Origin of the sequence: Zoogloea sp. (genome assembly GCF_030157465.1) — a bacterium.
Taxonomy (GTDB): Bacteria; Pseudomonadota; Gammaproteobacteria; order Burkholderiales; family Rhodocyclaceae; genus Zoogloea.
In genome coordinates this window covers 62,060-79,733 of record NZ_JAOAUU010000136.1, presented here as the reverse complement: position 1 = coordinate 79,733, position 17,674 = coordinate 62,060, and the positions used below count along the sequence as shown (strand labels likewise).

At 65.5% G+C, this 17,674-nt stretch carries 17 protein-coding genes and 2 tRNA genes; 12 read left to right on the top strand and 7 right to left on the bottom strand.

Going from position 1 to position 17,674, the window contains the following annotated elements:
* Positions 1 to 21 precede the first annotated feature (21 nt).
* Both Q1W26_RS16900 and Q1W26_RS16895 read left to right on the top strand, forming a co-directional pair.
* A tRNA-Lys gene (locus Q1W26_RS16900) sits at positions 22 to 97 on the top strand.
* Between the two features lie 43 nt (positions 98 to 140).
* Positions 141 to 216: transfer RNA gene (locus tag Q1W26_RS16895), tRNA-Lys, on the top strand.
* A 269-nt stretch (positions 217 to 485) separates the two neighbouring features.
* Here Q1W26_RS16895 and Q1W26_RS16890 read toward each other — a convergent pair.
* Together Q1W26_RS16890 and Q1W26_RS16885 are read right to left on the bottom strand one after the other, a co-directional pair.
* Positions 486 to 752: a hypothetical protein gene (locus Q1W26_RS16890; protein WP_300442588.1), complete on the bottom strand. Its 267-nt coding sequence runs from the start codon at positions 750 to 752 to the stop codon at positions 486 to 488.
* 60 nt (positions 753 to 812) lie between these two features.
* Complete coding sequence (locus Q1W26_RS16885; RefSeq protein ID WP_300442587.1) at positions 813 to 1,364, bottom strand: septal ring lytic transglycosylase RlpA family protein; 552 nt, start codon at positions 1,362 to 1,364, stop codon at positions 813 to 815.
* 178 nt (positions 1,365 to 1,542) lie between these two features.
* Between Q1W26_RS16885 and Q1W26_RS21540 the strand changes: the two genes are divergently transcribed.
* Positions 1,543 to 2,640 carry an alkaline phosphatase D family protein gene (locus Q1W26_RS21540; RefSeq protein ID WP_366143695.1) on the top strand — a complete coding sequence of 366 codons (1,098 nt, stop codon included), beginning with the start codon at positions 1,543 to 1,545 and terminating at the stop codon, positions 2,638 to 2,640.
* Between the two features lie 30 nt (positions 2,641 to 2,670).
* Positions 2,671 to 3,330, top strand: a complete 660-nt coding sequence (locus Q1W26_RS21535; RefSeq protein ID WP_366143694.1) for an alkaline phosphatase D family protein — start codon at positions 2,671 to 2,673, stop codon at positions 3,328 to 3,330.
* Here the strand turns inward: Q1W26_RS21535 and Q1W26_RS16875 are convergent.
* Both Q1W26_RS16875 and Q1W26_RS16870 read right to left on the bottom strand, forming a co-directional pair.
* The gene (locus tag Q1W26_RS16875) at positions 3,317 to 3,550 is read right to left on the bottom strand and encodes a hypothetical protein (RefSeq protein WP_300442586.1); all 234 of its coding nucleotides are present in this window, start codon (positions 3,548 to 3,550) and stop codon (positions 3,317 to 3,319) included. The two genes, Q1W26_RS21535 and Q1W26_RS16875, sit on opposite strands and share 14 nt — an antisense overlap.
* Before the next feature lie 151 nt (positions 3,551 to 3,701).
* Positions 3,702 to 5,351, bottom strand: coding sequence for a choice-of-anchor I family protein (locus Q1W26_RS16870; RefSeq protein ID WP_300442585.1), 1,650 nt, complete (start codon positions 5,349 to 5,351; stop codon positions 3,702 to 3,704).
* Between the two features lie 166 nt (positions 5,352 to 5,517).
* Between Q1W26_RS16870 and Q1W26_RS16865 the strand changes: the two genes are divergently transcribed.
* From Q1W26_RS16865 to Q1W26_RS16830, 8 genes are all read left to right on the top strand, one after another.
* Entirely contained in the window at positions 5,518 to 6,003 is a 486-nt protein-coding gene (locus tag Q1W26_RS16865) for a peptidylprolyl isomerase (protein WP_300442584.1), read from the top strand.
* Positions 6,004 to 6,345: 342 nt separating this feature from the next.
* Entirely contained in the window at positions 6,346 to 7,173 is an 828-nt protein-coding gene (locus tag Q1W26_RS16860) for a TOBE domain-containing protein (RefSeq protein ID WP_300442583.1), read from the top strand.
* A 24-nt stretch (positions 7,174 to 7,197) separates the two neighbouring features.
* Positions 7,198 to 7,953 (top strand): molybdate ABC transporter substrate-binding protein, encoded by a 756-nt coding sequence (gene modA, locus Q1W26_RS16855; protein WP_300442582.1) that lies wholly within the window; start codon positions 7,198 to 7,200, stop codon positions 7,951 to 7,953.
* Positions 7,954 to 7,957: 4 nt separating this feature from the next.
* Positions 7,958 to 8,647, top strand: coding sequence for a molybdate ABC transporter permease subunit (gene modB / locus Q1W26_RS16850; protein WP_300442581.1), 690 nt, complete (start codon positions 7,958 to 7,960; stop codon positions 8,645 to 8,647).
* Positions 8,644 to 9,720: a molybdenum ABC transporter ATP-binding protein gene (gene modC, locus Q1W26_RS16845; RefSeq protein WP_300442580.1), complete on the top strand. Its 1,077-nt coding sequence runs from the start codon at positions 8,644 to 8,646 to the stop codon at positions 9,718 to 9,720. Before modB ends, modC begins: the two co-directional genes overlap by 4 nt.
* A gap of 78 nt (positions 9,721 to 9,798) precedes the next feature.
* Positions 9,799 to 10,008, top strand: coding sequence for a hypothetical protein (locus Q1W26_RS16840; protein ID WP_300442579.1), 210 nt, complete (start codon positions 9,799 to 9,801; stop codon positions 10,006 to 10,008).
* 102 nt (positions 10,009 to 10,110) lie between these two features.
* Positions 10,111 to 10,473 (top strand): cyclic nucleotide-binding domain-containing protein, encoded by a 363-nt coding sequence (locus tag Q1W26_RS16835; protein ID WP_300442578.1) that lies wholly within the window; start codon positions 10,111 to 10,113, stop codon positions 10,471 to 10,473.
* 35 nt (positions 10,474 to 10,508) lie between these two features.
* Positions 10,509 to 11,693: an MFS transporter gene (locus Q1W26_RS16830; protein WP_300442577.1), complete on the top strand. Its 1,185-nt coding sequence runs from the start codon at positions 10,509 to 10,511 to the stop codon at positions 11,691 to 11,693.
* A gap of 12 nt (positions 11,694 to 11,705) precedes the next feature.
* Here Q1W26_RS16830 and Q1W26_RS16825 read toward each other — a convergent pair whose 3' ends face one another.
* The 3 genes from Q1W26_RS16825 to Q1W26_RS16815 are packed head-to-tail and all read right to left on the bottom strand — an operon-like array spanning position 11,706 to position 17,592.
* On the bottom strand, positions 11,706 to 14,951 hold the full coding sequence (locus Q1W26_RS16825) for a response regulator (protein WP_300442576.1): 3,246 nt from the start codon (positions 14,949 to 14,951) through the stop codon (positions 11,706 to 11,708).
* Positions 14,948 to 15,349, bottom strand: a complete 402-nt coding sequence (locus tag Q1W26_RS16820) for a PAS domain-containing protein (RefSeq protein ID WP_300442575.1) — start codon at positions 15,347 to 15,349, stop codon at positions 14,948 to 14,950. Before Q1W26_RS16820 ends, Q1W26_RS16825 begins: the two co-directional genes overlap by 4 nt.
* Positions 15,346 to 17,592, bottom strand: coding sequence for a CheR family methyltransferase (locus Q1W26_RS16815; RefSeq protein ID WP_300442573.1), 2,247 nt, complete (start codon positions 17,590 to 17,592; stop codon positions 15,346 to 15,348). The genes Q1W26_RS16820 and Q1W26_RS16815 overlap by 4 nt, the downstream gene beginning before the upstream one ends.
* Positions 17,593 to 17,674: the final 82 nt, after the last annotated feature.

The window sequence follows — 17,674 nt, the reverse complement described above, 5'->3', positions numbered from 1 at the left end:
ATAATGCGCATCTCTTTCGGGGGGTCGGTAGCTCAGTCGGTAGAGCAGCGGACTTTTAATCCGTTGGTCGCGAGTTCGAATCTCGCCCGACCCACCAGACAAAGGTGGAAATCAGGTAAGATACCGGTTCCTGAAAGTATGGGTTGTTAGCTCAGTTGGTAGAGCAGCGGACTCTTAATCCGTAGGTCGAGTGTTCGAGCCACTCACAACCCACCAAATATTCAAGCACTTAGGCCAATCCTCCGGGGTTGGCCTTTTTGCGTTTGGGTCGGTGCAGCCACGATTTGAGTTCTTTTCGCGCTGTACTCACCGCCGATTTGGCCCAGACCCATCAGGCGGCAATCGCCTCACGCAAGGGGTACGGCCGAACAAGGCAAGCGCTGCCCGAGTGGCGCAGCGAAGGCGCTGCTGAAGATTCTGGACAAGGCACCCGAAACCGCACTTGCTGCACTGCGCTGAAAGTCGCCCCCAAACAAAACCCCCGATCAGCCCGCCCTTTTCCCCCGCACACAGAACAGCACCGCGCCCCCTGCGGCGAGGCCGGCGGCAAAGCCTGGCCAGCTTTCGATGGGCGTAATTTTTTCGACCAGCAAATAAAGCATCGACAGCGGAAGGACGACCGCGAAGAGGGTGTTGCCGCCATCCTTCGTCTGGATGAGCAGGCCGCACACCATCCAGAGAAACCGGAAGAGCCCCACCAGGATCAGTGCCAGAAAGAAATTGCCGAAGAACTCGAACACCGGGCTAACCACGCTTTTTTGTCAGTTGAAATCGATGATAGCAAGGCCAGCCGGCCTGGCTGCGGTGTCTGGTCAATCAGGCACGATGCTCTCGACGACGACTCTTCCGCTGCCCGCTGCGGCATAGCCCAGCCGGTAGGCCGCGGCGAACGACAGATCGATCACCCGGTCGTGCAGGAAGGGGCCGCGGTCATTCACGCGCACCACCACGGATTTTCCGTTGTCCGGATTGGTCACCCGCGCGTAGGACGGCAAGGGCAGCGTCGGGTGGGCGGCCGTCATGGAGAACATGTCGTACACCTCCCCCGAGGACGTCGGCTTGCCGTGGTAGCGCCGACCGTACCAGCTTCCCACGCCCTCCTGCCGGAAGGCCGCGAGGCGCGTCATGGGATAGAAGGTTTTATCCAGCACCGTGTAGGGCTTCATGGCCCACGGGTTCAGGGCTTCCTTGCGCGGCACGGCGTCCGGCGTTTTCCTGACGGTTTCGGGGTCGAAATCCAGCGGGCCGTCGTTCAGATAGAACTTGCCCGCTGACGATGCGCCCGAGGACCCACGCCGGGCCGGTGCGCTTGAGCACGCCGACAAAAATGCGGCAAGGATGAGAATGAGTGCTTTGGAATTCATGGGCCGGTGTCTTGTTGCCATGCGAGCCCGCAGGCACGCTACGGCGAATCGACAAGGATAAAGCCGGACGCCGCTGCGCGGCCAGCCCCGCGGCGCTGTGCACCCGGCCGTAGCCCCCCGGTCACGCCGGTGTCACGCGGGCTTTGTCTAATCGACGGCTATTCTCAGGAGGCCGCCCGTGTCGCACACCCCAAATCGTCGCAATTTCATCGTCAAGTCCGCCACCGCTTTGACGGCGGTCGCCGCCGGCAGCATCCTGAGCGCCTGCGGCAGCAGCGGCAGCAACGCCCGCCCTTCGGAGTTCCGCTACGGCGTGGCCAGCGGCGACCCGCTGACCGACCGGGTCATCCTGTGGACGCACGCCCGCATCGCCGATTCGAGCGCAGCGGTCGGCCTGAGCTGGCAGGTGGCCGCCAATGCCGGTTTCGACACCCTCATCGCTTCGGGCCGCGCAGCGGCCACTGCCGACACCGGATTCACCGTGAAGGTGGATGCCAGCGGGCTCAGCGCCGGCACCGGCTACTTCTACCGTTTCATCGACGATGCAGGGGTGGTGTCGCCAGTCGGCACCACCCGCACACTGCCGAAGAGCGATGTGAGCGCGGTGAAGTTCGCGGTTTTCTCGTGCTCGCTGTACTCGGCGGGCTACTTCAATGCCTACGACGCCGCGGCAAAGTCGGATGCCCAGTACGCAATCCACCTGGGCGACTACATCTACGAATACGGATCGGATCCGGCCAAGTTCGGCAACGGCGACGCCGTGGCCCTCGACCGCGTGACCGCCCCCGCCCGCGACATCGTCACCCTGGACGACTACCGCACCCGCTACGCGCGCTATCGCTCCGACGCCAGCCTGCAGGCGGTGCACGCCCGCATGCCGTTCATCACCATCTGGGACGACCACGAGTTTGCCGACAACGCCTATGTTGCCGGCGCCAACAACCATGACACGGCCACCCAGGGCGACTGGATCACGCGCAAGAACATCGCCGCGCGGGTTTATCACGAATGGCTGCCGATCCGCACCGATGCCTCGGGCAACGTGCTGAAAATCTACCGCCGCTTCGATTTCGGCACGCTGCTCACGCTGCACATGCTCGACACCCGCATCGAGGGGCGCGACCGCCAGTACGACAGCTACGGCGACGCCGACGGCGGCATCAGCCGCTACGTGGCCGGCCTCACCAGCGGCAGCGACGCGGGCCGCCGGATGATCAGCGCCACCCAGCAAGGCTGGCTGACCGACGGCATCGGCAACTCGGCGGCCGGCTGGTAGCTCCTCGGCAACCAGGACATCATGGCCCGGATGTGGTTTCAGGCCTCGGTGCTGCAGGCGCAGAACACCGCGTTCACCCAGCCCACGCCCGCCAACCAGGCGGCAGTCGGCCAGGCGATCACCGATTACCTCGCCGCCAAGGCCACCCGCGCGGCAGCCGGCAGCGCCGCGCTGACGCCCGGCCAGGCGGCGCTGCTGAACACCGCCAGCAACCCCCGCGTTCCGTACAACCTCGATGCCTGGGACGGCTACCCGCTGCAGCGCGAAACGATCCTGCAAACCGTCAAGGCGCAGGGCAAGAAACTCGTCACCCTGTCGGGCGATTCGCACAACGCCTGGTTCGCCAACGTAACAACCCTTGCCGGCGAAAAAGTGGGCGTGGAATTTGCCACCAGCTCGGTGACCGCGCCAGGCTTCGAGGCGGTGGGCCTGGGCACGCTGGCCAGCGCCCTCGACGGCAGCGCCCTGGTGCCGCAACTGGGCAACGCCGCCATCGGGGCGGGCCTGGGCCTGGTGGACGATCTGAACTACGCCGACACCGTCCGCCGCGGCTATCTGCAGCTTACGGTGACGCGGGCGGCGGTTACGGGTGAATACGTTTTTGTGGACACCGTGAAGAGCAAAGCCTACACGGCCACAGTCGGCAAGGCGGTCACGGTCACCGCCTCCGGGGCCGTCAGCTACGCCTGACGCCCACCGCGGGGGGTGCGACTCCGTCACGCGGTTCGCGCCCCTCTTCTTCCCACATGCCGTCCTTCCAGCCGTCCGTATTGGGTTCTTCATAGGGCGGAAGCCGCATGCCCAAGGTCGACAGCCGTGCCAGGCGCGATTCCCGCGTCGTCTCCACGATCCATTCGCGAAGGGCACCAAGCCAGCCAGCCGGGTCGAACTTGGGGTTACTGCTCGTCATGCGGTGAGACTCCGGAAGGGTGGGCGGTGTGATTACGCAGGCATCAAGTATTACGGTAATACATTTCAATCTGAAGACGCTTTGCAGCCGGATGGCATCAGCCCGACTGCGACCCAAGCGCCGCAACCGCAGTCGGGATTCACCGAAAGCTTCAATACCCCAGGTTGATCTGCATCACCGTCGTCGAGCCGCTGACTTCGTTACCGACGATCAGCAGCGGCTTGCCGTTGGGCGACTTGGCCGCCGGGATCAGGGCCAGGCCTTCGGGGCCGCGGTCGCCGGTGAGGCCGCTCCTGGTGTTGAGGTAGGTCACAAAGCTGGCGGCGGCCGGGTTGGTGATGTCGTACACCATCACGCCACCGATCCGCTCCAGGCCCACGAAGGCAAAGGTCTTGCTCCCGAAGCTGCCCAGCACCACGCCCTCGGGCTCCGGCCCCTTGGCGGTGCTGCGCCCGTCGAGGGTGTTGTTGTCGTGGCTGGCGTTGAAGTTGGCGTTGGCCAGGGCCTGGGTGCGCTGTTCGATCTGATCGCCCGAGTCATACACGCGGCTGACGGTGCTGGCATCCCAGATCGAGAAGGAGCGGCCGCCAAAGCTGTACAGCTCGGAACACTGGCCGCTGGCGTTCTTGCCGGTGCTGCCGCCGCTGGGCGTGCTGGTGATGCGCAGGCGCCCCAGGTTGGAATCGAGGATCTGGTTGGCCGCATCGGCAAACACGCTCGGATCGAGGCCTGCCGAACAAAAAGCGCGAACCCGGGTTTCCTCGTTGAAGCCGGGCCAGTCGGCGCGGGCGTCCCCCTCGTTGGCGGTCACCAGATAGGTTTTTCCACCGCTGGTGTAGCTGGCGATGGCGTCCGGCAGGTACATGCCCTTCACCCGCACCGGTGCAATCTTGATCGCGGGCGTGCCGCTGTTGGTGTTGCTGCCACCGTCTTCGTCACTCACGTCCATGCCCATTCCGGCCAGGCTGTGATCCTTGTAACCGAGCGGCTTGATCGCGCTGACCGTGGCGCGGGCGATGTCCACGATGGCCACCGCGTTGTTCTCCTGCAGGGTCACGTAGGCCGTGCTGCCGTCGGCGCTCACGGTGATGTATTCGGGTTCCAGATCCTGGGCCGCGCTGGCGTTGGGGCCGTAGATGCGGATGCCCTGGGCCCGCAGCGCGTCCTCCTGGCCGTTGAAGGCGCGGAAGTGGGCTGTGGCAACGGTGGGCGTGCCGCCGCGGTTCACGGTGATCACGCTGACCGAGCCTTCCGGGTCCACCGAATCCACCTGGTTGTAGCTGTTCGGCTCGCCTTCGTTGGCCACGATGACGCGCAGGCCGTCGGGCGTAAAGGTCAGCATGTCGGGCAAGGCGCCCACCTGGACGCTGGCCGTGCGCTGCAGCGTGGCGGCGTTGTAAAAGGCCACCACGCCCGGATCGGTCTTGGCCGGAGCCTGGATGGCCAGCGCGACGAGACCGTCATGCACGGCCACGCTATTCACGCTCGCGCCGAGCGCCGAAACATCGATGGTGCCGATTTTCACCGGTGCCGCCGGCGTGCTCAAATCAAGCACATCCACGGTGCCGTTGGCGCCATTGACCACAAACAGACGCTTGCTGGCCGCGTCGTATGCGGTAATCTCGGCAGCACCGAGGGCGCCGCCCTCGTAGGCGCCGATTTTTTCCAGCGCCAGGCTCACCGGTGTCGGTTCGGTCGCGCTGCCGTTGCCTCCGCAGGCGACGATGGCAGCAGCCCCCGCCAAAGTGACACACAGATTGCGCATGCTGAAGGGCGGGGCAAGTTGGGAAAGACGGGTCATCATTACAATCCTGATCTGATCAACGCAAAATTTGGATAATGAGCGTCGTCCTTGACAGGCCGGTGACAAGCCCGATGCCCTGAAAGCCCTGCGCCGGATCCCGCCGCGGCGCCAGCACGAACCCGCAACAAGCACCCACCCGAAACCCATCAAACCGAGGCACCTCATGCAAGTCGCAAAAAACAGCGTCGTCACCCTTAAATACACCGTCACCGACCCCGACGGTGCCGTGGTCGATGAAGGCCAGGAAGCCCTGGTCTACCTCCACGGCGGATACGAAGACATCTTCCCGAAGATCGAGGAAGCCCTTGAAGGCAAGGGCCTGAACGAGACGGTCCGGGTCACGCTGCAACCGGACGAAGCCTTCGGCGAATACGACGAAGAGCTGGTTCAGATCGAAGCCCGCGACGATCTGCCGGAAGAGCTGGAAGTGGGCATGGAACTCGAAGGCGGCCCGGAAGATGCCGAAGACGAGGACGACGTGATCCTCTATCGCGTCACCGAAATCAACGACGACAAGGTGGTTCTGGACGGCAACCATCCGCTGGCCGGCCAGGCGCTCATCTTCGTCTGCACGGTCACCGCCGTGCGTCCGGCCACCCCGGGCGAACTGGCCCGCGGCAACGCCAACGATGCCGACAGCGGCGACTGAGCGGCCGGCGAAACACCTCCGCAAGAAGCCCCGCCGGAGATAGATCCGGCACCAGCCCGGCGTGGCGCGCAAGCCACCCCGGGTTTTGTTTTGCCCTGAAACACCCGCCCGGCGCGGGAGGAGTGATGTCTGTCACAGCCGGATACAAGAAAATTGTTGCGCCGCACAATACCATTCATGTATTCTGGACCTGTCTCCTCCACCCTCCTCCTTTGGTGTGGATTTAACCCCGAGCGGCCTTGGCCTCTCGGGGTTTTTTTATTCCTGCAGGGCACCCGCGCTAGGATTCGTCCACAAGGGTAAGATTCGCTATATACAACTTTATATAGCCCTTTGCCGGCCATGCCCACTCGTCCCCCCGTCCCGCACAAGCTCGTCGGCAAACTCAGCGTCGATACCGAGTTCGGCAACTTTCTGGGCGACACGCGGATTCGCCTGCTGGAAGCCATCGACCGCGAAGGCTCCATCTCACGCGCCGCCCGGGCCGTGCCGCTGTCGTACAAAGCCGCCTGGGATGCCGTCGACGCCATGAACAACCTGGCCGAGGCGCCGCTGGTGGAACGCTCGGTGGGCGGCAAGCACGGCGGCGGAACCCGCCTCACCGACTACGGCCGGCAGGTGATTGCCATGTACCGCGCCGTGGAGCACGAATACCAGGCCGCCATCAACCGGCTCTCCCAGCGCCTTGGCGACGGCAGCGCCAGCAGCGTGCGCCAGTTCCAGACCCTGCTGCGCCGCATGTCCATGCGCAGCAGCGCCCGCAACCAGTTTGTGGGCACCGTCACCAGGCTTCACGACAGCGCGATGGGCGTCAAAGTATCCGTGCGCCTCGACGACGCCGTCGAGGTGCTGGCGATCGTCACCCCGGCCAGCGCCGAAAACCTGGAACTCGCCATCGGCCGCGAGGTGCACGCCTTCGTCAAGGCGCCCGCGGTGCACATCATCACCGAGCCAACAGCTCCCGGCCCCGCGCTCAACCGCCTGTGGGGCGAGATCACGGCCATCCACGCGGGGCCGGCGAGTTCGGAAGTCACGCTCACCCTGCCCGGCGGCCGCACGCTCACTGCGGTTGTGGCCAGGGGCGACGCCGCGCACCCCGGCCTCGCCATCGGGAGCCCGGCCTGCGGCGCCTTCGAGGCCAATGCCGTGATCCTTGCCGTTTTCGACTGAATTCCAGCCAACCGGAGACCCGCCATGAAACCCGCCATCCACACGCTTGCAGCCGTGCTCGCCCTTGCCGGTGCCTGCCAGGGCGCCCGGGCCGGCGAGGTGTCGGTTGCGGTCGCGTCCAACTTCGCGGCGCCGATGCACAGGATCGCTGCCGAATTCGAGAAGGCCACCGGCCACAAGGCGCGGCTGGTGGTGGGCTCGACCGGCAAGTTTTACGCCCAGATCAAGGCCGGCGCCCCTTTCCAGTTGCTGCTCGCGGCCGACGACGAAACGCCGGCCCGGCTGGTGCAGGAAGGTGACGGCGTGGCCGGCAGCCCGTTCACCTACGCCATCGGCAAGCTGGTGCTGTGGTCGCCCAAAGCCGGCTTCGTGGACGACAAGGGCGAGGTGCTCAGATCCGGCCGTTTCGCCCACCTCGCCCTGGCCGACCCGAAACTGGCGCCCTATGGCCTGGCTGCCACCGAAACCCTCAAGGCGCTCGGCCTCGCCGAGGCCCTGCAGCCCAAAATCGTGACCGGCGAGAGCATCACCCAGGCCTGGCAGTTCGTGGCCTCGGGCAGCGCCGAACTGGGCTTTGTCGCCTACTCGCAGATCCACGCCGACGGCCGGCTGATCGACGGCTCCTACTGGCTGGTGCCCGCCCGCCACTACCGCCCGATCCGCCAGGACGCGGTGGTGCTCGGCAAGGGCAAGGGCGTAGCCGCGGTGGACGCCCTGACCGGCTTCCTCAAGTCGCCGGCCGCCACCGCCATCATCAAGTCATACGGTTACGATCGCTAAGCCGATGACGCTCACTCCGGACGACTGGTCGGCCATCCGCCTGACCCTTGAACTGGCCAGCATCGTCACCCTGCTGCTGCTGATCATCGGCACGCCACTGGCCTGGTGGCTGGCGCGCAGCCGGTCGCGCTGGCGCGGTGCGGTCGGCGCGGTGGTGGCCCTGCCCATCGTGCTGCCGCCAACGGTGCTGGGCTTTTACCTGCTGGTGGCGATGGGGCCGCAGGGCCCGGTCGGGCAGCTCACCGAAGCCCTTGGCCTCGGGCGGCTGCCCTTCACCTTTGCCGGCCTGGTGGTGGCCTCGCTGATCTATTCCCTGCCCTTCGTGGTCCAGCCGATCCAGAACGCCTTCATGACCATGGGCGAGCGTCCGCTCGAAGTGGCGGCAACCTTGCGCGCCTCGCCGCTCGAAACCTTCTTCACCGTGGCCCTGCCGCTGGCCAGACCGGGCTTCGTCACCGCGGCGATCCTCGGCTTTGCCCACACGGTGGGCGAGTTCGGGGTGGTGCTGATGATTGGCGGCAACATTCCGGACCAGACCCGGGTTCTCTCGATGCAGATCTACAACCACGTGGAAGCACTCGAATACGGCCAGGCCCACGGCCTTTCCGCCGGATTGCTGGTGTTCTCGTTCGTGGTGCTGCTCGGGCTGAACCTGCTCGGCGGCACCCGCAACACGCCGGGGGCGGGGCGATGAGCGGGCTGTCGATCCAGATCCGCCTGCCGCTTGCCGATTTCACGCTCGACGCCCGCCTGGAGCTGCCCGGCAAGGGCATCACGGCGCTGTTCGGCCCGTCCGGATCGGGCAAAACCACCCTGCTGCGCTGCGTGGCCGGCCTGGCCCGGGCGGCGGGCCAGGTCGAGATCAACGGCGCCTGCTGGCAGGACGATAGCCGCGGCTTCTTTCTGCCCACCCACAAGCGCGCCCTCGGCTATGTTTTCCAGGAGGCCAGCCTGTTCGCCCACCTGTCGGTGCGGGCCAACCTGGAGTTCGGCCTCAAACGCATTCCCGCCAGCGAGCGCAAGGTGGGCCGGGAGGCGGCGATGGAGCTGCTGGGCATCGGCCACCTGCTCGATCGCGGCACGGACACGCTCTCCGGCGGCGAGCGCCAGCGGGTGGCGATCGCCCGGGCGCTGCTCACCAGCCCGCAGCTGCTGCTGATGGACGAGCCGCTGGCGGCCCTCGATGCCAAGCGCAAGCAGGAAATTCTGCCCTACCTCGAGCGCCTCCACGACGAACTGGCGATCCCCATCCTCTACGTCAGCCACGCGAGCGACGAAGTGGCGCGGCTGGCCGACCACCTGGTCCTGCTGGAGCAGGGGCAGGTGGTCGCCAGCGGCCCGACCACCGCGCTGCTGGCGCGCCTCGACCTGTCACTGGCCCGCGAGGAAGACGCCGCCGTGGTCATCGACACCACCGTGCTCGCCCATGACGACGACTATCAGCTCACACGCCTCGGCTTTGCCGGCGGCAGCCTCCAGGTTCCCCAGCGACCCCTGCCCGTCGGAGCCCGCGCCCGCATCAAGATCCAGGCCCGGGACGTAAGCATCGCCCTCGCCAGCGAACACCGCTCAAGCATCGTCAACCGCCTGCCGGCGCGCATCACGGGCTTTGGCGAGGCGCTTCATCCGGCCCAGTGCCTGGTTCGTCTCGAACTGGCGGGCACGCCGCTGCTGGCGCGTATCACGCGACTGTCGCGGGATCAGCTGGGTTTGACCGAAGGCATGGCCGTCGTGGCCCAGATCAAGTCGGTGGCGGTGCTGGGCTAGCCAGACCGGGCCCGGACAGGAAGCATTCTCATTACCCAGGTGTTAAAATCGCCGGATGTCGGGCAAACCGGAGCATCCATGAGCAAGGCCACCGTCGACGCCATCAACAACGCCTTGAAGGCCCATGACCAAGACAGCGCCTACTGGCTGGCGCGCATCAAGGCACTGCTCAACGACCCGAACAACGCCCTGCACCGCAAGGCGCTGGAAGTCACCAAGGCCTATCTGGAAACCTTCTCCCGCGGCACCGCAGCCCCGGACAAGAAGCGCTCCCATAGCAGCCAGTAAGGGCACACCCCGCCACACAAGCGCCTCCCGGCCCGGGATGGCGGCAAGGATTTTCATGCAGGCCCTGTCTGCGCCATTCACCGCCCCCAGGAATCCGCAAACATGATGTTCTTCGAGCTGTTTTCCAACGCACCGGAGATCATCGACATCCCGGCCGGCCAGCCGCTGTTCAACCAGGGCGATCACGGCAGCACCATGTACGTGCTGCTGCGCGGACAGGCCGAAATCGTGATCGGCAATCATCTGATGGAAGTGCTGGAGCCGGGCAACATCGTGGGCGAAATGTCCATCGTGGCGCCCGGCCCGCGCTCGGCCACGGTAAGGGCCAGCGAGGACTGTGAATTCGTCATCATCGACGAGCACCGCTTCAACGATCTCGTCCGCCAGGCCCCGGGGTTTGCCCTGAAGGTCATGCGCATCCTCACCGAGCGCCTGCGCAGGGCCGACGCCACGCTGCTGGCCTGAACCCGGCGCAGCACGGCATCGGCCTGCGCGCCCTCATGAATCCCGCCCAAACCCCCGAACTCCGCCAGCTGCTGACGCTTCTGACCCTGGCGGCGTTCGCCAGCTCGGCCTCGTTCCGCGTCTGCGACCCGATGCTGCCGGTGCTCGCCGGGCTGTTCGACGCGCCGGCCGGACGCGTGGCGCGCATCATCACCGGCTTCACGATCGCCTACGGCGCCATGCAGCTGATCTACGGGCCGCTGGGCGAGCGCTTCGACCGCTTTCGCATCGTCACGCTGGCCACCGCCCTGTGCGCCGTCGGCAGCCTTGGCGCAACGCTGGCCACCCGCCTCGACGTGCTCACCCTCTGCCGCATCCTCACCGGCGTGGCGGCGGCCGGCATCATCCCGATGTCGATCGCCGCGATTGCCGACATGGTGCCCGCCGAGCAGCGTCAGGCGGTGCTGGCGCGTTTTTTCTCGGGGCAGATCATCGGCATGATCTTCGGGCAGGTGCTGGGCGGCCTGTGCGTCGATTTCGGGCTGTGGCGAGTCGCCTTCGCAACGCTCACCGGGCTCTACCTCGTCATCGCCTTCGCGCTGTGGAAGAAGGCCCACCTGGGCCACCAGACACGCGGCACCCAACCCGGCACGACGCGCATCGCCGGCCTGTATCTGGCGGCCCTGAAAATGCTTTACGCCCGGGAGACACGCGGGGTGCAGGCCTGTTTCTTCATCGAGGCGGCGCTGGTGTTCGGGATGCTGGCCTTCACGCCGCTTTACCTGCACGAGCGATTCGGCCTCACCCTATCCACGGCCAGCCTGCCGCTGCTTCTTTACGGCGCCGGCGGGCTGCTGTTCTCGGTCTTTGCGGCGCGGCTGGGCGCACGGCTCAACCACTGGCGCTACCCCTTCGTGGCGGCCTGCCTCGTCGCCACGGCCAGCGGCATCGCCCTCCTCGCCGATCATCCGGCGTGGCTCTTCGGCGGCGCGCTGATCTCGGGCTTTGGCTACTACCTGCTCCACAACACCCTGCTCTTCCAGATCACCCAGCGGGCTCCGCAGGCGCGCAGCCTGGCGCTGGCGCTGTCGATCTCGCTGTTCTTCCTGGGGCAGTCGGTGGGCGTCACCTCGGCCGGCTGGCTGGTGGACCAGGGCAGGCTCGCCTGGGTGTTTGCCCTGGCCGCCCTGCTGATGCCGCTGCTCGGCGCGGTCACCGCCAGGCAGGTTCGGGCCAGCTGAAACGCCGGATGATCAAAGGCTAAGGCCGTGGCTGGCAGCGGCCTGCCTGAGCCCTTCAAGCGCGCTCATGTAGTCGAAATCGCGGATCGCCGCGGCAATCGCCGGAAAGCGCTCGCCCAGAGCAAGCTTCAGCATGGCCTCGTTATCGTCGAGCAGCTGCATGCAGGCGAAGTCGTCGTCCTTCAGCTGACTGGCCAGGCGCGTGCACACCTCCTCCAAACGGCGCATGTTGATCTGCCCTGCGGCAGCGGCTACCTGCGCCTTCGGCAGCCGCGCGGCGATCGAGGCGATCAATTCCGGCAGGGCGTCGGCGATGCGCGCCTGCAGTGGCGCCAACACGGCAGCGGGCTGACCCGCGCGGATCTCCGCTTCGAGCTGGCTGGCCAGCGTGCGAAGCTCACCGGCGCCGATCTGGGCGGCGACGCCCTTGAGCGTATGCGCCATGCGCTCGGCACTCACCCAGTCGGATTCGGCAATCGCCCCGGCGAGGCGCAGCGGCGCGTCGGAGTAAGTTGCGATGAACTTCGACAGCAGGGACAGGTAAAGCGCCTCGCGCCCCAGGGCCTGGTGCAGACCGAGCGGCACGTCGAGCCCGGCGACGCCATCGAGGAGCCCGGCGGCAGAAGGCGTCGCGCGAACAGCGGGCGCGCCCGGCGGCCGCGGCTTGACCCATTGCTGCAGCTTCGCCGTCAGCCTGTCGGGGTCGATGGGCTTGGCGATGTAGTCGTTCATCCCGGCTTCGAGGCAGCGCTCCCGGTCACCAGTCATGGCGTTGGCGGTCATCGCCACGATCGGCAGCGTGCCCAGCCCAGGCAGGCGCCGGATTGCACGGGTCGCGGCGAGCCCGTCCATCACCGGCATCTGCATGTCCATCAGCACGATGTCGTAACGCCCGCGCTGCAACTTGTCCAGCGCCATGGCGCCGTCGGTGGCCAGCTCGACCTCCAGGCCCAGCGCGTTCAGAAGCTCGGTCTCCACGTCCTGGCTCATCTCGTTGTCGTCGACCAGCAGCACCCGCGCGCCGGAAATCGCGGCAAGGTCGCGCGCCGGCCCGGGCGCGGCATGGCCCGCCCCCGCCGAATCCGGCCCCCCGGTGCCGAGCAGGCGCATCACGGCACCAAACAGCACGGCGGCGCTGACCGGCTTCGTCAGCAGCTCATCGATGCCTACCGCCTCGGCCAGCCGTTGCAGCTCGTCGCAGCCATACGCGGTGACGATCGCCATCCGCGGTTCGGGTGCCAGCGCCAGCCGGCGGATCTCGCGAACGGTGGCCACGCCATCCATCTCCGGCATCAGCCAGTCGACCAGGGCCAGCTCGTAGGGCGTGCCGGCCGCCGCGGCACGGGCCACCTCGGCCAGCGCCTCCCGGCCGGACGCCAGCGCCGTGACGCACAAACCCATGCTGCGCAGCATCTCGTCGATCAGCTGGCGCGCGCTGTCGTTGTCATCCACCACCAGCACACGGCGCCCCTGCACCCGCGGATCGGTGAGGATGCTGCGCGCCGGCCCGCCTCCGCGACCCACCCGGGCCGTAAACCAGAACGTGGAACCGACGCCCGGCGTGCTGTCGACCCCGACCTCACCGCCCATCATGTGGGTCAGCCTTTCAGAAATGGCCAGCCCGAGCCCCGTTCCGCCGTATTTTCGGGTGGTCGAGGTGTCGCCCTGCTGAAAACTCTTGAACAGCTCGGCGCGCTGCTCGGCGCTGATGCCAATGCCGGTGTCACGCACCGAAAAACGCAGCAACAGCGCATCGTCCAGGGCAGCCTGAACCCTCACCTGAATCGCCACTTCACCCTTGTCGGTGAACTTGACAGCGTTGTTGACGTAATTGATCAGCACCTGCCCGATGCGCAGCGGGTCGCCGACGAGCATGTTCGGCACGTCGTCGGCCACATCCACAATCAGCTCCAGCCCCTTGCCCGCCACCCGCTCGGCGATCAGGCCGGTCACGTTGTCGAGCACCCGGTCGAGCCCGAAATCGATGTGTTCGAGCGCCATCTTGCCGGCCTCGATCTTCGAGAAATCCAGGATGTCGTTGATGACGCCCAGCAGGTGCTGGCTGGAGCGCTGGATCTTCAGCAGATAGTCACGCAGCCGCGGCGGCGGGTCGCTGCGCAGCGCCAGGTGGGCCATGCCGATCACGGCGTTCATCGGCGTGCGGATCTCATGGCTCATGTTGGCCAGAAAATCCGTCTTGGTCCGGGCCGCCGCCTCGGCGAGCTGGCGCGCCCTGGCCATTTCGGCAATCACCGCCCGTTCGGCGCTCACGTCCTCGAAAGTCCCGGCGAAGCCCTTGTCCATATTGTCCCGGTCGATCGCCTGCACCATTTTCCGGCACCAGAAGCGGCTCCCGTCCTTGCGCATCATCTCCCGCTCTTCGCAGTGAAAGCCCTGCTGCCTCAGGCCCGCGGTGATCGCCTCACTGACCTCGGCATAGCCCGCGTCGTCGGCGTAAAGGATGCGCATGGACTGGCCGAGCAGTTCGCCCTGGCCGTAGCCGAACAGCCGCTCCATCGTGCGGTTGCAGCGCAGGATCACACGCTCGCGTGTGAGCACGATGCCGACCGTGGCCGCATCCAGGATCGCCTGCTTCTCTTCGTTGGCGCTGCGCAGCGATTCACTCATCGCAAGCAGCTCGGCGGTGCGCTCGCCAACCCGGCGCTCCAGGTCATGGCGATACTCGGCCAGCTCCCGCTCGGCCTTCTTCTGTTCTGTCAGGTCGGTCCAGACGATATGCATCAGGTTCTTGTCACCCTCGCGGATCGCGGTGAGCAGCACCCTGGCAATGAAGTGCTCGCCATCGGCGCGGACGTGCTCCCACTCGAACGCGTTCGCGCCCTCTTCCCGCGCAACGCGGCTCATCTCGGCCGCTTTCGTCGCCGAAAGCTGACCGTCGGGCTGATATTCGGGCGAAATATCGACCACTGAACGCCCGAGGAGCTGATCGAGACTCTCCATGCGCAGCATTGCGAGCGAAGCCTTGTTCGCGGCAATGTAGCGCCCGTTCTCGGTCAGCATGATGGCCTGACGGGTATCCTCAAACAGGCTGCGAAAGCGCTCTTCGCTATCGCGCAACGCGTCTTCGGTCTGCTTGAGCCGGGTGATGTCGGCGAGGGTCACGCGCAGCACCGGCGCACCATCGTCGGCCGTCTTGCGCAGGCAGTCGAGATGGGCGTGCATCCCGCGCCCGTCGCCGCGGGCAAGGCGCAGATCGACCGTCTGCCTGTCCGTGCCGGCCTCCGCCTCGCCACTCATCGCGCGCGCAAAAAGCGATGCCAGCCATCCCGGCTCTCGTCGGCGACAAAGCGCGCAAAGCGCCGCTTGATCAGCGCCCCCCGCACCTCGCCGAGCAGCGTGGCGCCGGCAAGATTGATCTCGGCAATGAAGCCATCGGCGTTCAGGGTGAGATAGCCCACCGGCGCAAACTCGTACAGATCCACATACCGATCGCGCGACGCCTCGAGCGCCGCGTGCGCCCGTCGCAGCTCCTCGTTCTGCATCTCGAGTTCGATCTGATGCACCTGCAATTCGTGCACAAGATCGGCCGCATGCCGCTGCGGCACGGTCTCACCCGCCGCGCGCCGGGCCAGGCGTTGTTCCGCCTCGGTAAGCAGCGCCTTGTCCAAATCCTTGCCAGCCTTGTCGGTACTCACGGGGTCACCTGCATCGAAACCAATATCAGTTGCGGCGCCCCCGTCTTGCCGATGAAACGGCGGGCATTCAGCAATATCCTTTTATGGCCGATTCCGGGAAAGTCATGCTCGACCGGATAATCGGAAAACTCCTGCCCGCCCACCGCGGTGCTTTCCAGCAATCGACGCAGTGCGTCGATATTCCACTGGCCATCGCCCAGTTCGTAAATCGGGCGCCCGATGGTCATATCCGGCGCCGCCCGGAAGATGTCGTAAAAAGCCCGGCTGGCAAAAACCACCTTCAGGGCACCGTCGAGAACGATCAACGGCTCGCGGATCGTATGGACGATGCCATCGGCCAGCGTAAGCGCCTCCTGCACCGCAACGGACTTGAGGCGCAAAGTGATATCGGTAAACGTCATCAGCACCCCGTCGATCACGTTATCCAGCGTGCGATAGGGCTGAATGCGCGCCAGCATCCAGGTGTCCTCGTCGAGGCGAATCTCTTGCTCGAAAGGCACCAGCGAATCGAGCACCCCCGCGGCAGCCTCCAGCAGGTCGAGCTCATGCACCCGCGACTTGATATCGTTCAGCGGCCGGCCGATATCCGATGCGGCCAGGCGATAAATACGCATCGCCTCGCGGGTAAAGCTGCGGATCGACAGGTGACGATCGAGAAAAATAATGCCGACGCTGACGTTTTCCAACAGATTCTTCATGTCGTTCTGCATGCCGGAAAGCTGCTCGATCTTGGCCTGCAATTCGGCATTGACCGTAATAAGCTCCTCGTTGACCGACTGCAATTCCTCCTTGGAGGTTTCCAGTTCTTCATTGGTCGACTGCAGCTCTTCATTGGTCGATTGCATTTCCTCGTTAATCGACTTGAGTTCCTCCTGCGAGGCCTGCTGCTCTTCGATGGTGGTCTGGTAGCTTTCCCTCAAATAGGCGAGATCGCGCTCCAGCTCTTCGATCCGCCCCGGCTCGGCCTGCCCGGACGTGCGCCTGCGCGCCGGCCTGGCAGCGGCCGGAACCCGGTCCTGGAAGCTCACCAGCAGCAGGCCCGGGCGCCCTTCCGTAGCGGGCAGCAAGCGGACGCCGAGGCCAAACATCACGACACTCCCGTTGCTCTCGAGCTGCACCGGCCGCTCGAGGGTGGGGCGTCCTTCAATGGCGGCAGCGCTGATCGCGGTACGCAGCTCTGTTGCCAACCCGTCGCGTGCCATTTCAATGACATTCAGGCTGGCCTGCCCCGGTGCCGGACGCAGGTATTTGCCCGTGTCGCCATGCACGTAAAGAATGTCGCCCTTGAGATCGGTCACCACCGAGGCGGGCGCAAAATATTGCACCAGCACCCGGCGGGTCAGCTCGACGAAATTGGTTTCCCTCACTTTCCTGACGGCCTCACCCGGTATTTTTCCGCCCCCCTCAACAAGCCCGGCCGAACCCTGGGCCATGACGGCAGAAACTGTTTTAAGGGACGGACTGGCGCGATATAACTTCCAGTTCCGGTTAATCGCCGAGAATAGTTCGGTATGGTTGCCGATACTTTCCGATGGCGACAGGAACAGCACCCCGCCGGGCTTGAGCGCGTAATGAAAAGCCACCAGAAGGCGGTTCTGCAACTCGGGCTCGAGATAAATCATCAGGTTGCGGCAAGACAGCAGATCGAGCCGGGTAAAGGGCGGATCCTTGATGACGTTCTGGATCGCAAACACGATCATCTCGCGGATCTCCTTCTTGACCCGGTATCCGCCTTCTTCCCTCACAAAAAAACGCTGCAGCCGCTCACGGCTCACATCCTGGGCGATATTCAGCGGATAGAGTCCTGCACGGGCAACAGCAATGGCCTCATCAGCCAGATCGGTGCTGTAGATCTGGACCTTGAAAGTCTCGCGCGCCTCGTCCATCAATTCGCGCAACAGAATGGCAATTGAATAGGCTTCTTCGCCGGTGGCACAACCGGCCACCCAGACCCGAAAAATGAAATCGCCCGGCTTGCCTTTCAACAGCGCCGGCAGAATCTCCTTTTGCAGCACCACGAAGGCATCGGGGTCGCGGAAAAAGCTGGTCACGTTGATCAGCAGCTCCTTGAACAGCAAACGCACCTCGGCCGGGTTTTCCTTCAGAAAGCGGATATACACATCGGCGTCGTCGATCGTGTGCTGCGACATGCGACGCGCGATGCGGCGACCCACCGTGCTCTTTTTGTAGAGCGAGAAATCGTGACCGGTCAGCGTGCGCAATTGCATCAGGATGTGGCTCAAGCCGCCAGCCAGCGCGGGCTCCGGCGGCGTTTCAGGCGGCACCGCGAGGCGCCGGGCACAGGCCTGCAAGGCCGCCGGCATC

Bases quoted from the DNA above. Each gene is read 5' to 3' on its own strand.
- Q1W26_RS16825 (WP_300442576.1), bottom strand. From the start codon at position 14,951: ATGAGTGGCGAGGCGGAGGCCGGCACGGACAGGCAGACGGTCGATCTG.
- Q1W26_RS16870 (WP_300442585.1), bottom strand. From the start codon at position 5,351: ATGACCCGTCTTTCCCAACTTGCCCCGCCCTTCAGCATGCGCAATCTG.
- modC (WP_300442580.1), top strand. From the start codon at position 8,644: ATGAGCGGGCTGTCGATCCAGATCCGCCTGCCGCTTGCCGATTTCACG.
- modA (WP_300442582.1), top strand. From the start codon at position 7,198: ATGAAACCCGCCATCCACACGCTTGCAGCCGTGCTCGCCCTTGCCGGT.
- Q1W26_RS16830 (WP_300442577.1), top strand. From the start codon at position 10,509: ATGAATCCCGCCCAAACCCCCGAACTCCGCCAGCTGCTGACGCTTCTG.
- Q1W26_RS16835 (WP_300442578.1), top strand. From the start codon at position 10,111: ATGATGTTCTTCGAGCTGTTTTCCAACGCACCGGAGATCATCGACATC.
- Q1W26_RS21535 (WP_366143694.1), top strand. From the start codon at position 2,671: ATGTGGTTTCAGGCCTCGGTGCTGCAGGCGCAGAACACCGCGTTCACC.
- Q1W26_RS16865 (WP_300442584.1), top strand. From the start codon at position 5,518: ATGCAAGTCGCAAAAAACAGCGTCGTCACCCTTAAATACACCGTCACC.
- Q1W26_RS16875 (WP_300442586.1), bottom strand. From the start codon at position 3,550: ATGACGAGCAGTAACCCCAAGTTCGACCCGGCTGGCTGGCTTGGTGCC.
- modB (WP_300442581.1), top strand. From the start codon at position 7,958: ATGACGCTCACTCCGGACGACTGGTCGGCCATCCGCCTGACCCTTGAA.
- Q1W26_RS16840 (WP_300442579.1), top strand. From the start codon at position 9,799: ATGAGCAAGGCCACCGTCGACGCCATCAACAACGCCTTGAAGGCCCAT.
- Q1W26_RS16885 (WP_300442587.1), bottom strand. From the start codon at position 1,364: ATGAATTCCAAAGCACTCATTCTCATCCTTGCCGCATTTTTGTCGGCG.
- Q1W26_RS16860 (WP_300442583.1), top strand. From the start codon at position 6,346: ATGCCCACTCGTCCCCCCGTCCCGCACAAGCTCGTCGGCAAACTCAGC.